The organism is Streptomyces sp. NPDC001970 (assembly GCF_053594115.1).
In genome coordinates this window covers 25,941-39,659 of sequence record NZ_JBSFDW010000028.1, presented here as the reverse complement: position 1 = coordinate 39,659, position 13,719 = coordinate 25,941, and the positions used below count along the sequence as shown (strand labels likewise).

General features: G+C 69.2%; 8 protein-coding genes. 4 read left to right on the top strand and 4 right to left on the bottom strand.

Annotated features, from left to right (window positions below):
* Positions 1-56 precede the first annotated feature (56 nt).
* From ACWCP0_RS28800 to ACWCP0_RS28785, 4 genes are all read right to left on the bottom strand, one after another.
* The gene (locus ACWCP0_RS28800; protein WP_451081688.1) at positions 57-1,667 is read right to left on the bottom strand and encodes an FAD-dependent oxidoreductase; all 1,611 of its coding nucleotides are present in this window, start codon (positions 1,665-1,667) and stop codon (positions 57-59) included.
* A gap of 16 nt (positions 1,668-1,683) precedes the next feature.
* A complete protein-coding gene (gene glpK / locus ACWCP0_RS28795; RefSeq protein WP_451081687.1) occupies positions 1,684-3,213 on the bottom strand; it encodes a glycerol kinase GlpK in 1,530 nt (509 codons plus the stop codon).
* Between the two features lie 37 nt (positions 3,214-3,250).
* Positions 3,251-4,039: an MIP/aquaporin family protein gene (locus ACWCP0_RS28790; RefSeq protein ID WP_451081686.1), complete on the bottom strand. Its 789-nt coding sequence runs from the start codon at positions 4,037-4,039 to the stop codon at positions 3,251-3,253.
* A gap of 478 nt (positions 4,040-4,517) precedes the next feature.
* On the bottom strand, positions 4,518-5,282 hold the full coding sequence (locus tag ACWCP0_RS28785) for an IclR family transcriptional regulator (RefSeq protein WP_451081685.1): 765 nt from the start codon (positions 5,280-5,282) through the stop codon (positions 4,518-4,520).
* A 259-nt stretch (positions 5,283-5,541) separates the two neighbouring features.
* Here ACWCP0_RS28785 and metH point away from each other — a divergent pair, with 259 nt between their 5' ends.
* The 4 genes from metH to ACWCP0_RS28765 all read left to right on the top strand — a co-directional run bounded on the left by metH (position 5,542) and on the right by ACWCP0_RS28765 (position 13,653).
* Positions 5,542-9,069 (top strand): methionine synthase, encoded by a 3,528-nt coding sequence (gene metH / locus ACWCP0_RS28780; RefSeq protein ID WP_451081684.1) that lies wholly within the window; start codon positions 5,542-5,544, stop codon positions 9,067-9,069.
* A gap of 146 nt (positions 9,070-9,215) precedes the next feature.
* Complete coding sequence (locus tag ACWCP0_RS28775) at positions 9,216-9,917, top strand: HAD family hydrolase (protein ID WP_451081683.1); 702 nt, start codon at positions 9,216-9,218, stop codon at positions 9,915-9,917.
* A 469-nt stretch (positions 9,918-10,386) separates the two neighbouring features.
* Complete coding sequence (locus ACWCP0_RS28770) at positions 10,387-11,988, top strand: ABC transporter substrate-binding protein (protein WP_451081682.1); 1,602 nt, start codon at positions 10,387-10,389, stop codon at positions 11,986-11,988.
* 75 nt (positions 11,989-12,063) lie between these two features.
* Positions 12,064-13,653, top strand: coding sequence for an ABC transporter substrate-binding protein (locus ACWCP0_RS28765; protein WP_451081681.1), 1,590 nt, complete (start codon positions 12,064-12,066; stop codon positions 13,651-13,653).
* The last annotated feature ends 66 nt before the right edge of the window (positions 13,654-13,719 follow it).

Sequence of the window (13,719 nt, the reverse complement as noted above, 5' to 3'; positions counted from 1 at the left end):
ACAATGAGGGCGGCTCCCCAAGGAGCCGCCCTCGTCGACGGAAGAACGCCCTGCCGTCAGGCCTTCTCGCCCAGCAGGCCCTCGACCTTGCCACGGATCTCGTTCGTCGCCAGGCCCCGGATCGTCAGCGTCGTACGGCGGCGCAGCACGTCGTCCGCCGTCTCGGCCCACTCGTGGTCCCGGGCGTACACCACCTGCGCCCAGATCTCCGGGGCGTCCGGGTGGATGCGCTCGGCCAGCTCCGGGTTGTCGTTGGCCAGGCGCGCGATGCCGAAGGACAGCGAGCCGTAGTGCGTGGCCAGGTGGCGCGCGGTGTCGGCGGCCATGCGCGGGCCGGGCGCCGGGGAGTCCACCAGCAGACGGTGGGCGACTGCGCGCGGGTTGGCGATGCCCGGCAGCGGGAGCTTCCTCGGCAGGTGCGCGACCGGCTCCATGTCGTCGGCGAGCGGTCGGCCCGGCAGCTCGGTCAGCTTGTTCAGCACCGTGCGGCCGATGTGGCGGAAGGTCGTCCACTTGCCGCCGGCCACCGACAGCATGCCGCCGCGGCCCTCGGTGACGACCGTCTCGCGCTTGGCCTTCGAGGTGTCGCCGGGCCCGCCCGGCAGCACCCGCAGACCGGCGAAGGAGTACGTGATCAGATCGCGGGACAGCTGCTGGTCGCGGATGGAGAACGCGGCCTCGTCGAGGATCTGGGCGATGTCCTTCTCGTCGACCGAGACGTCGGCCGGGTCGCCCTCGTACGCCTCGTCGGTCGTACCGAGCAGCAGCATGTCCTCCCAGGGGAGGGCGAAGGTGATGCGGTACTTGTCGATCGGGGTGGCCAGGGCAGCCTTCCACGGGGAGGTGCGCTTCAGCACCAGGTGCGCGCCCTTGGAGAGGCGGATGGAGGGCGCCGCGTTCGGGTCCTCCATCTTCCGCAGGTGGTCCACCCACGGGCCGGTCGCGTTCAGCACGAGGCGGGCGGTGACGCCGAACTCGGTGCCGTCCGTACGGTCCTTGAGCTCGGCGCCCGTGACCCGGCCCCGGGTGAAGCGCAGCCCGGTGACCTCGGCGTGGTTGAGGACGACCGCGCCCGCGTCGACGGCCGCGCGGACCGTCATCAGCGCCATCCGGGCGTCGTTCATCTGGTCGTCGCCGTAGACGGCGACGGCCCTGAGGTTCTCCGTACGCAGCTCGGGAACGTCGCGCTGCGCCTTGGCCGGGGATATGACGTGGCCGACGCCGTCACCGAACGCCGACAGCGCCGAGTAGGCGAAGACGCCCGCGCCGAGCTTGGCGGCGCCGTGCGGGCCGCCCTTGTAGACCGGCAGGTAGAAGGTGAGCGGGTTGGACAGGTGCGGGGCCACCTCGCGGGAGACCGCGCGCCGCTCGAAGTGGTTCTCCGCGACCAGCTTCACCGCGCCGGTCTGCAGATAGCGCAGACCGCCGTGGAGCAGCTTGGAGGAGGCGGAGGAGGTGGCGCCGGCGAAGTCGCCGGCGTCCACCAGCGCCACCCGCAGCCCGGCCTGCGCGGCATGCCAGGCGGTGGAGATGCCCAGGATGCCGCCGCCGATCACCAGGAGGTCGTACGTCGCCTTGGCAAGCTGCTCCCGGGTCTCGGCGCGGCTCGGCAGGGAACCGGAGGCCGGGTGCGTCCCCAGGGCGGGGACGCTCTGCAGGGTGGTCATGATCGATGGCTCCTCGTCAGCTCTCGTCGTGCTCGATCCAGCCCATGGTCCGTTCGACGGCCTTGAGCCACTGCTTGTACTCGCGGTCGCGCTCGGCCGCGTCCATACGGGGTGTCCACTCGGCGGCCCGGCGCCAGTTGGCGCGGAGGGCGTCGGTGTCCGGCCAGAAGCCGACGGCCAGGCCGGCGGCGTAGGCGGCGCCGAGGCAGGTCGTCTCGGCGACCATCGGACGCACCACGGGGGCGTCCAGGACATCCGCGAGGGTCTGCATCAGCAGGTTGTTGGAGGTCATCCCGCCGTCGACCTTGAGCGCGGTCAGCTCGACGCCCGAGTCCTTGGTCATGGCGTCGGTGATCTCGCGGGTCTGCCAGGCGGTGGCCTCGAGAACGGCGCGGGCGATGTGCGCCTTGGTGACGTACCGGGTGAGTCCGGCGATCACACCGCGGGCGTCGGAGCGCCAGTACGGGGCGAAGAGGCCGGAGAAGGCCGGGACGAAGTAGGCACCGCCGTTGTCCTCGACGCTCGACGCGAGGGTCTCGATCTCGGCGGCGGAGTTGATCAGGCCCATCTGGTCGCGCATCCACTGGACGAGCGCGCCGGTGACGGCGATGGAGCCCTCCAGCGAATAGACCGGCTCCTGGTCGCCGATCTTGTAGCCGACGGTGGTGATCAGCCCGGAGTAAGAGTTGATGATCTTGTTGCCGGTGTTCAGAAGCAGGAACGTGCCGGTGCCGTACGTCGACTTCGCCTCGCCCTCGGCGAAGCACGTCTGGCCGAACAGGGCGGCCTGCTGGTCGCCGAGCGCGGAGGCGACCGGGATGCCGTCCAGGACGCCGCCCTTGACGTGGCCGTACACCTCGGCGGAGGAGCGGATCTCCGGCAGCACGGCCATGGGGACCTCCATGGACTGGGCGATCTTCTCGTCCCACTCCATGGTGTGGAGGTTCATCAGCATGGTCCGGGAAGCGTTGGTGACGTCGGTGACGTGGTGTCCGCCGTCGACTCCGCCGGTGAGGTTCCAGATGACCCAGGAGTCCATGGTGCCGAAGAGGATCTCGCCGCGCTCGGCACGCTCGCGCAGGCCCTCGACGTTGTCCAGCAGCCAGCGGACCTTGGGGCCGGAGAAGTAGCTCGCGAGCGGCAGACCGGTCTCGCGGCGGAAGCGGTCCTGGCCGACGTTGCGGCCGAGATCCTTGCAGAGGGCGTCGGTGCGGGTGTCCTGCCAGACGATGGCGTTGTGGACGGGCTCACCGGTGTTCTTGTCCCAGAGCAGCGTGGTCTCGCGCTGGTTGGTGATGCCGATGGCCTTGACGTCGGCGGCGGTGATGCCGCCCTTCTCAAGGGCGCCGGCGACGACTTCCTGGACGTTGGTCCAGATCTCTGCGGCGTTGTGCTCCACCCAGCCCGGCTTCGGGAAGATCTGCTCGTGCTCCTTCTGGTCGACCGAGACGATCCGGCCGTCCTTGTCGAAGACGATGCAGCGGGAGGAGGTGGTGCCCTGGTCGATGGCCGCGATGAACGGGCCGGCGGTGTGTGCGTCGGTCACGGTGTGCTCCTGAAAGTCTGAGGGAAGGACGTACGGCTCACGCGAACGCGATCTGGTAGATACCCGCGGCGAGGGCGCCACCGATCAGCGGTCCCACGACGGGGATCCAGGCGTACCCCCAGTCGGAGCCGCCCTTGTTCGGCATCGGGAGCAGGGCGTGCACGATGCGCGGCCCCAGGTCACGGGCCGGGTTGATGGCGTAACCGGTCGGACCGCCGAGCGAGAAGCCGATGCTGACGACGACGAAGGCGACGATGAGTCCGCCGAGCGTGCCGAGGCCCTTGCCGCTGTCGTTCAGGCCCATGGTGAGTACGGCCAGGACGAGCACGACCGTGCCGATGATCTCGGTGGCGAGGTTCTGCCAGACGACCCGGACCTCGGGGCCGGTGGAGAAGATGCCGAGCACCGGACCGGCCTTCGGAGCGGCCCGCTCGGTGACCATGCCCTCCTCGTGGGGCGGCGCGGCGATGATCTCCGGGTCGGTGAGGTGGGCCTTGAACTGGCCGTAGTAGGCGACCCAGGCCAGGAAGGCACCGAGCATGGCGCCGAGCAACTGGCCCGCGAAGTAGACGGGGACGTTGCTCCAGTCCCCGCTCGTGATCGCGATACCGAGCGTGACTGCCGGGTTCAGGTGCGCACCGGACAAGGGGCCCGATATGTAGACCGCCGTCATGACCGCGAAGCCCCACCCGAAGGCGATGGCGACCCAGCCGGCGTTCTGCGCCTTGGAGCGCTTGAGCACGACAGCGGCGACAACGCCGGCGCCGAGCAGGATGAGTACGGCGGTACCAATGATCTCGCCGATGAAGATGTCGGAGCTGGACACCCGCGACTCCTTTGTCCTTCGTCCAGGGGAAGGCGAACCGACGGGTCCCTCCGTGGTTCGCGCCCTCGGGGGATGAGAGCGATACCGGCCCTTGGCGTTGCCACACTCTAGCGCTTATCGCCGTTAGGTGTTCGACAATGCCGACCGATGGACGGCAGTTTTGCCCCCTGGTTCACACGACGTCAAGGGTTGTGTGGCCGATAACCCGATCGTTATCGATGATGCGCCCGAACGGCTGGAATCGCCTGGCGTGACGGGGTCGGCGGCCCGTCGGCGCAGGTCAGCCGTGTGGCCGCCGGCCGTAGGTGCGGGCACGGGTTCGGCACCACCCCGCGCGGACCTGCGGCGCGGTGCCGGAACCGCCCGGGTACGGGCGCAGGGGGCGGTTGCCGGGCCGCCCCGGGCAGGGGCGTACGGGGCGCGGTGACGCCATGGGGTGCGGTTCAGAACCGCCCGGCGCCCAGAACCGCCCGAGCGCTCAGAACCGCCCGGCGCCCAGGTCGCGGGAGACCGCGCGCGCACAGTCCCGTACTGCCGCCACCAGTTCCGAGCGCAGCTCCTGGCCGTCGCAGACCCGCTCCACCGCGCCCGTGATCGCCACCGCGCCGACGGGCATCCGGCGCCGGTCGTGAATGGGCGCGGCCACCGCGGCGACGCCCTCCCAGGTCTCCTCGACGTCGTCGGCCCAGCCCCGTGCCCGCGTCAGGTCGAGCACACCCTCGAAGCCCTTCAGGTCGCAGACGGTCCGCGCGGTGAACGCCTCGCGCTCGAGCTCCAGGACCTCACTGTGTGCCACCGGGTCGTACGCCGACAGCACCTTGCCCAGAGCCGTGGAGTGCAGCGGCTGCATCGCGCCGACCTCCAGCACCTGCCGGCTGTCGTCGGGGCGGAAGACGTGGTGGACGATGAGCACGCCGCGCTGGTGCAGCACCCCCAGGTGCACGCTCTCACCGCTGGAACGCGCCAGGTCGTCCGTCCAGACCAGCGCGCGGGCCCGCAACTCGTGGACATCCAGATAGCTGTTGCCGAGCCGCAGCAGCTCGGCCCCCAGCTGGTAGCGGCCGGACGCCGCGTCCTGCTCGACGAATCCCTCCGCCTGCAGCGTGCGCAGAATGCCGTGCGCCGTTCCCTTGGCCAGGTCCAGTGACGTAGCGATGTCGGACAGCCCGAGCCGGCGCTCGCCGCCCGCGAGCAGTCGCAGCATCGCCGCCGCCCGTTCGAGCGACTGGATGTTCTTCGCCATCGCCTGGCCCCTTCTCACCATGGTTCGACAATGCTGAACATTATCTGCCCATGCCGAATTGCTGTTACCGCCAGGACAGTGTGTCAAGACCGAGCGGATCGAGACATCATCGAGTCATCACCCGGTCGCCGGGGACAGCATGCCGTCCACCGGCTGGGACGGGACACCGCACTCCGGAACGCCCGGCTACTCTGGCCGGGTGCGTCTCCCGCAGGGGAGCCGCAAAGCCGACAGCCGTCGCATCCCAGGGAGCACTTCCATGGCCTCGTTGCCGACCCCTTCCGCCGACAGCCGGATTTCCGCCGACAGCAGGACCCGAGCCGCCGCCCTCCGCGAGGCCCTGGCCACCCGTGTGGTGGTGGCCGACGGTGCCATGGGCACGATGCTCCAGGCGCAGGACCCCACCCTCGACGACTTCCAGGACCTCGAGGGCTGCAACGAGATCCTCAATGTGACGCGCCCCGACATCGTCCGTTCGGTCCACTCCGCGTACTTCGAGGTCGGCGTGGACTGCGTCGAGACGAACACCTTCGGGGCGAACTTCGCGGCGCTGGGGGAGTACGACATCGCCGAGCGGGTGTACGAGCTCTCCGAGGCGGGTGCCCGCATCGCCCGCGAGGCCGCCGACGAGTACACGGTCTCCTCGGGGCAGCAGCGGTGGGTGCTGGGCTCGATGGGCCCGGGCACGAAGCTGCCCACGCTGGGCCACGCCCCGTACACCGTGCTGCGCGACGCGTACCAGCAGAACGCGGAGGGGATGATCGCGGGCGGCGCCGACGCGCTCCTCGTCGAGACCACCCAGGACCTCCTCCAGACCAAGGCCGCCGTGCTCGGTGCCCGCCGGGCCCTGGAGGCCACCGGCACCGACCTGCCGCTGATCGTGTCGGTCACCGTCGAGACCACGGGCACGATGCTGCTGGGTTCGGAGATCGGTGCGGCGCTCACGGCGCTGGAGCCGCTGGGCATCGACATGATCGGTCTGAACTGTGCGACCGGCCCGGCCGAGATGAGCGAGCACCTGCGCTACCTCGCCCGCCACTCCCGTGTCCCGCTGTCCTGCATGCCCAACGCCGGTCTGCCCGTCCTCGGCAAGGACGGCGCCCACTACCCGCTGACCGCGCCCGAGCTCGCCGACGCGCAGGAGACCTTCGTCCGCGAGTACGGTCTCTCCCTGGTCGGCGGTTGCTGCGGTACGACGCCGGAACATCTGCGCCAGGTCGTCGAGCGGGTCCGCGACCTCGCCCCGACCCCCCGCCGGCCGCGCCCCGAGCCCGGCGCCGCCTCCCTCTACCAGACGGTCCCGTTCCGGCAGGACACCTCGTACCTGGCCATCGGCGAGCGGACGAACGCCAACGGGTCGAAGAAGTTCCGTGAGGCGATGCTGGGCGGCCGCTGGGACGACTGCGTGGAGATGGCGCGCGACCAGATCCGCGAGGGCGCGCACATGCTGGACCTGTGCGTCGACTACGTCGGGCGCAACGGTGTCGCGGACATGGAGGAGCTGGCCGGCCGTTTCGCCACCGCCTCCACGCTCCCGATCGTGCTGGACTCCACCGAGGTGGAGGTCATCCGTGCCGGGCTGGAGAAGCTCGGCGGCCGGGCGGTGATCAACTCGGTGAACTACGAGGACGGCGACGGCCCGGACTCGCGGTTCGCGAAGGTCACCCGGCTGGCGCAGGAGCACGGCGCGGCCCTGATCGCGCTCACCATCGACGAGGAGGGCCAGGCCCGGACCGCCGAGAAGAAGGTCGAGATCGCCGAGCGGCTCATCGCGGACCTCACCGGGAACTGGGGCATCAACGAGTCGGACATCCTGATCGACACGCTCACCTTCACGATCTGCACCGGTCAGGAGGAGTCCCGCAAGGACGGCGTCGCGACGATCGAGGCGATCCGCGAGCTCAAGCGGCGCCACCCGGACGTGCAGACCACCCTCGGTCTGTCGAACATCTCCTTCGGCCTGAACCCGGCCGCCCGGATCCTGCTCAACTCGGTCTTCCTCGACGAGTGCGTGAAGGCGGGCCTGGACTCGGCGATCGTCCACGCGAGCAAGATCCTGCCGATCGCCCGCTTCGACGAGGAGCAGGTCACCACGGCCCTCGACCTGATCCACGACCGGCGCAGCGAGGGCTACGACCCGCTGCAGAAGCTGATGGCCCTGTTCGAGGGCGTCGACACCAGGTCGATGAAGGCTGGCAAGGCCGAGGAACTGCGCGCGCTGCCGCTGGAGGAGCGCCTCAAGCGCCGCATCATCGACGGCGAGAAGAACGGCCTGGAGGCCGATCTCGCCGAGGCCCTCGGGGAGCGCCCCGCCCTCGACATCGTCAACGACACCCTGCTGGACGGCATGAAGGTCGTCGGTGAGCTGTTCGGCTCCGGCCAGATGCAGCTGCCGTTCGTCCTGCAGTCCGCCGAGGTCATGAAGTCCGCGGTGGCCTATCTGGAGCCGCACATGGAGAAGTCGGACGCGGAGGGCAAGGGCACCATCGTGCTCGCGACCGTCCGCGGCGACGTCCACGACATCGGCAAGAACCTCGTGGACATCATCCTGTCCAACAACGGCTACAACGTGGTCAACCTGGGCATCAAGCAGCCCGTCTCCGCGATCCTGGAGGCCGCCGAGGAGCACCGGGCCGATGTCATCGGCATGTCCGGCCTCCTCGTGAAGTCCACCGTGATCATGAAGGAGAACCTGGAGGAGCTGAACCAGCGCAAGCTGGCGGCCGAGTACCCGGTGATCCTCGGCGGGGCCGCGCTGACGCGTGCGTACGTCGAGCAGGACCTGTACGAGATCTACGAGGGCGAGGTCCGCTACGCCCGCGACGCGTTCGAGGGCCTGCGTCTGATGGACGCCCTGATCGCGGTCAAGCGCGGCGTTCCCGGCGCCGCCCTCCCCGAGCTCAAGCAGCGCCGGGTCCGGGCCACGGCCGCCGTCGTGGAGGATCGGGCCGACGAAGGCGCCGTGCGCTCCGACGTGGCCACCGACAACCGCGTCCCCGAGCCGCCCTTCTGGGGCACCCGCGTCGTCAAGGGCGTCCAGCTCAAGGAGTACGCGTCCTGGCTGGACGAGGGCGCTCTCTTCAAGGGCCAGTGGGGCCTCAAGCAGGCCCGCACCGGTGACGGCCCGACCTACGAGGAGCTCGTCGAGACCGAGGGCCGCCCGCGGCTGCGCGGCTGGCTGGACCAGCTGCACACGCAGAACATGCTGGAGGCGGCCGTCGTCTACGGCTACTTCCCCTGTGTGTCCAAGGGCGACGACCTGATCCTGCTGAACGAGGACGGCTCGGAGCGCACCCGCTTCACCTTCCCGCGCCAGCGCCGCGGGCGGCGCCTGTGCCTGGCCGACTTCTTCCGCCCGGAGGAGTCCGGCGAGACGGACGTGGTCGGCCTCCAGGTCGTCACCGTGGGCTCGAGGATCGGCGATGCCACGGCGAAGCTCTTCGAGTCCGACTCGTACCGCGACTACCTCGAACTGCACGGCCTGTCCGTCCAGTTGGCAGAGGCCCTCGCCGAGTACTGGCACGCCCGCGTCCGCAGCGAGCTCGGCTTCGGCGGCGAGGACCCGGCGGACATCGAGGACATGTTCGCGCTCAGGTACCGGGGAGCACGCTTCTCGCTCGGTTACGGAGCGTGCCCGGATCTGGAGGACCGGGCGAAGATCGCGGAGCTCCTCGAGCCCGAGCGGATCGGCGTGAAGCTCTCCGAGGAGTTCCAGCTCCACCCCGAGCAGTCCACGGACGCGATCGTGATCCACCACCCCGAGGCGAAGTACTTCAACGCTCGGTGACCACAACCCAGGGGTTACAAAACACACGGTAGGCAATCCACGCACTTCTGCCGCAGGAGTCGTACACTTGTCGGTCCAGTGCAGGCCGGTCGTCCTCCCTCACCGGGAGGGCGGCCGGCCTTCTCGTCCCTCCCGGAGGTGTGCCGATGACCAGCACGGTCCCCGCGTCCTTGTCCCGCACCGCGGGCGGTTCTGCCCTGCAGGCCGTCTTCCTGGACATGGACGGCACCCTGGTGGACACCGAGGGCTTCTGGTGGGAGGCCGAGGTGGAGGTCTTCGCCGACCTCGGGCACGACCTGGACGAGGCATGGCGGGACGTCGTGGTCGGTGGTCCGATGACCCGCAGCGCCGGCTATCTCATCCAGGCGACCGGCGCGGACATCAGCCTCGCGGAGCTCACCGTGCTGCTGAACGAACGCTTCGAGGACCGGATCGTCCGCGGTGTGCCGCTGATGCCGGGCGCCGAGCGGCTGCTCGCCGAGCTCGCCGAGCACAACATTCCCACGGCCCTGGTCTCCGCCTCCCACCGGCGCATCATCGACCGTGTGCTGGCCTCCCTGGGCCGCGACCGCTTCGCGCTCACCGTGGCGGGCGACGAGGTGGCGCGGACCAAGCCGCACCCGGACCCGTATCTCTTCGCCGCCCGCGGCCTGGGCGCCGAGCCGCCGCGCTGCGCCGTCATCGAGGACACCGCCACCGGTGTCGCCTCGGCCGAGGCCGCGGGCTGCATGGTTGTCGCCGTCCCGTCCGTCGCCCCGATCGCCCCCGGTGACGGTCGTGTGGTCGTGGGCTCGCTGGAGGAAGTCGACCTGTCCTTCCTCCGCACGTTCATCACCCGAATGAACTAAGGCGCGCACCGAGTGTGTCCTTCAATTCCGATGGAAACTCAGGGCATCTGACCGTGTATTTTCTGTAACCCCGTTCTGGCGTGACGTTCGTCACTCGAAGTGACGTCCGAATTCGTGATTCATGCGGTCCGGGTCCGATCTGTGGTGTTTCGCGTACGCCCTTGTGTCCGGAATGATGGAGTGGTGTACGAATCATCCGGCCGCATGAATGTCGATGCGCCGTCATTTCTGATCACCGGGCGGTGACGGCCCAACTCGCGGCCGGTCCAGCACTCGTGGCTCTCCCACTAATCTCGACGCGAGAACTTCGCCGCACCCCGATGTGCCCCGGACGCCAGTCACGTCGCCGTGGGCACAGACCCGATCGCTCGCCATCCCGGTCCGATCGCACCGCCCCGACCGGGCGGCCCCGGCGGAGTGTCCCGTACACCGCTGTATCCCAGTGAGGGATGAGGGAGAAACGTCCACGATGAACCGCAAGACACTGGTGCTGCCGGCCCTGGTGGGCCTGCTCGCCCCCGTACTCGCCGCCTGTGGTACTTCGGGCAGCGGGTCCGACGGTGGCGACGCCATTGTCGTGGGCACCACGGACCAGTTCGTCGCCAACAGTGACGCCCCTGCCCCCTTCGACCCGGCCTACGCGTACGACACGGGCGCCTGGAACGTCCTCCGGCAGACCGTGCAGACGCTGATGCACGTCCCGCGCGGTGGCGGCCAGCCCGTGCCCGAGGCCGCGTCCCGCTGCACCTTCACGGACACCGAGAGCGAGAGCTACCGCTGCACGCTCCGCGACGGCCTGAAGTTCTCCGACGGCAAGCCCGTGACCGCCGAGGACGTGAAGTTCTCCATCGAGCGGGTCCTGAACATCAAGTCGGACAACGGTGCGGCCGGTCTGCTGGCGAACATCGACACCATCGAGGTCAAGGACGACAAGGAGCTCGTCTTCCACCTCAGCACTCCCGACGCCACGTTCCCGTACAAGCTCTCCACGCCCGTCGCCGGCATCCTCAGCCGCGACGCGTACGACGGCAAGAAGCTGCGCGAGGGCTTCGAGGTGAACGGCTCGGGCCCGTACACCCTGAAGGCCGAGACCGAGGGCGACAAGCTCGTCAGCGCCGTGTTCACCAAGAACCCCAATTACACGGGCGACCTGAAGCTGCGCAACGACAAGGTCGAGCTGCGCTCCTTCCCGGACGCCGAGACCATGGGCAAGGCCCTGGAGTCCGGCGAGATCGACATGATGGCCCGCGCCATGTCGCCCGAGCAGATCAAGGGGCTCTCCGAGAGCCCCAAGGAGGGCATCGAGCTCAAGGAGATGCCCGGCCTGGAGATCCGCTACCTGGCCTTCAACACCGAGGATCCGGCGGTGAAGGACAAAGCGGTGCGCCAGGCCATGGCGACCGTTGTCGACCGGGGCCGGATCGCGGGCAAGGTGTACGGCGCGACCGCCGAGCCGCTCTACTCGCTGATCCCGTCGAGCATCACCGGCCACACCAACTCGTTCTTCAACAAGTACGGCGAGCCGAGTCGCAAGAGGGCCGCCGACCTGCTCGGTGACGCCGGGATCGACACCCCGGTCAAGCTGACCCTGCACTACACGACCGACCACTACGGCCCCGGCACGGCCAAGGAGTTCGCGGAGCTGCGCGACCAGCTCAACGCCACCAAGCTCTTCGACGTCACCGTCCAGGGCACCGAGTGGTCGAAGTACCGTCCCGCCCAGAAGCGCGGCGACTACGCGGTCTACGGTCTCGGCTGGTTCCCCGACTTCCCGGACCCGGACAACTACATCGCCCCGTTCCTGGACGCGGACAACTTCCTCAACACCCCCTACGTGAGCACCGTCGCACGCAACGAGCTCATCCCCGAGTCCCGCCGTCAGGCGGACCGCAGCGCCGCGGCGGCGCCCTTCAACGAGCTGCAGGACATCGTCGCCACCGATGTGCCGGTGCTGCCGCTGTGGCAGGGCAAGCAGTACGTCGCCGCCCGGTCGGACATCACCGGCGTCGAGTGGACCCTCAACTCCTCCTCCGACCTGCAGTTGTGGGAGCTGGCCCGCGGCACCGCCTGATCCGCGGCACCGCCCGACCTTCAGTACCCGGCCGTGAACGTCGCGGCCTGTCACGAGAGCAAGAGGCAAGGTTCTGTGAAGGCAAGAGTCAAGACATGGACGGTCCCCCTCGCCGTGGGGCTTTCCGCCGCTCTGCTGGCGGGCTGCGGCGCGGACAAGGGCGACGATCAGTCCGGCGACAACGCCAGAGTGGTCGTCGGCATGTCCGACGAGGTCCTGGCCACGGACCCGGCGGACGGCTACGACCCCGGGTCGTGGCTGCTGTTCAACAACGTCTTCCAGTCCCTGATGAGCTTCCCCAAGGGCGGCTCGACCCCGCAGCCCGAGGCCGCCGAGAAGTGCTCCTTCGAGGCCGGCGGCAGCACGGTCTACCGCTGCACGCTGCGCGAGGGCCTGAAGTTCAGCAACGGCAACGCACTCACCTCGGAGGACGTCAAGTTCTCCTTCGAGCGCGCGCTGCAGATCGACAGCGACTCCGGCCCGGTCCCGCTGCTGTCCACCATCGACCGCATCGAGACCCCCGACGAGCGGACGGTCGTCTTCCACCTCAAGGTGCCCGACGCCACCTTCCCCAGCAAGATCGCCTCGGGTGCGGGCTCCATCGTCGACCACCGCGAGTACGAGGCCGGCTCGCTGCGCACCGACGGCAAGGCGGTCGGCTCGGGTCCGTACAAGCTCGACTCGTTCAGCGACACGGAGGCCGTCTTCTCGGTCAACCCCGAGTACAACGGCACCGCCGAGGTGAAGAACGGTGGCGTCACGCTCACCCTCTTCCAGGGCGACCAGAAGCGGCTCGGCTCCGCCCTCAAGCAGGGTGACGTCGACGTCGCCTACCGAGGACTCACCGCCCCGGACATCGCCGAGCTCCAGGCCTCCCTCTCCGCCGACGACGAGCAGATCCAGGTCGTCGAGGGCAGCAGCGCCGAGGTCCAGCACCTCGTCTTCAACATGAAGGACCCGGTCGCGGGCAAGCGCGCGGTGCGCGAGGCCTTCGCGTACATCGTCGACCGGGACGCCCTCGTCCGTGACGTCTACGAGGCCACCGCGACGCCGCTGTACTCGATCGTCCCGGCCGGCATCGGCACCCACAACACCGCCTTCTTCGACCGCTACGGCGGCAGCCCTCAGCCCGACGAGGCGCGCAAGGCGCTGCGGTCGGCGGGCATCACCGACAAGGTGGAGCTCACCCTCTGGTCCACTCCGAGCCGCTACGGTCCCGCCACCGACCAGGAACTGAACGCGATCGCCAAGCAGCTCAACGACAGCGGGCTGTTCGAGGCCAGCGTCAAGTCCGTCGAGTTCGGGCAGTACGAGAAGGATGTCCAGGCCGGGAAGTACGGCGTCTATGTGAAGGGCTGGGTCCCCGACTACCCGGACCCCGACAACTTCACGGCGCCGTTCTTCGGTCCCGACAACGTCCTGGGCAACAACTACGAGAACAAGAAGATCACCGGCCAGATCATCCCGGAGACCTCGGCCATGACCGACCGCGCGGCGACCGAGGAGAAGTTCGCGCAGCTCCAGGATGTCGTCGCCGAGGACGTCCCCGTCCTGCCGCTGTGGCAGGGCAAGCAGTACGCCGTCGCCCACGGCAATGTCACGGGCCTCGAGTGGACGCTCGACGCGTCTACGGTCTTCCGCTTCTGGGAGATCAAGAAGGGCTGAGGCAGCCCGCGAGCAAAGGGCCCGGTCCGCCTTGCGGACCGGGCCTTCTCGCTGTGCTCGTGCACG

Bases quoted from the DNA above. Each gene is read 5' to 3' on its own strand.
- ACWCP0_RS28800 (WP_451081688.1), bottom strand. From the start codon at position 1,667: ATGACCACCCTGCAGAGCGTCCCCGCCCTGGGGACGCACCCGGCCTCC.
- ACWCP0_RS28785 (WP_451081685.1), bottom strand. From the start codon at position 5,282: ATGGCGAAGAACATCCAGTCGCTCGAACGGGCGGCGGCGATGCTGCGA.
- metH (WP_451081684.1), top strand. From the start codon at position 5,542: ATGGCCTCGTTGCCGACCCCTTCCGCCGACAGCCGGATTTCCGCCGAC.
- ACWCP0_RS28775 (WP_451081683.1), top strand. From the start codon at position 9,216: ATGACCAGCACGGTCCCCGCGTCCTTGTCCCGCACCGCGGGCGGTTCT.
- ACWCP0_RS28770 (WP_451081682.1), top strand. From the start codon at position 10,387: ATGAACCGCAAGACACTGGTGCTGCCGGCCCTGGTGGGCCTGCTCGCC.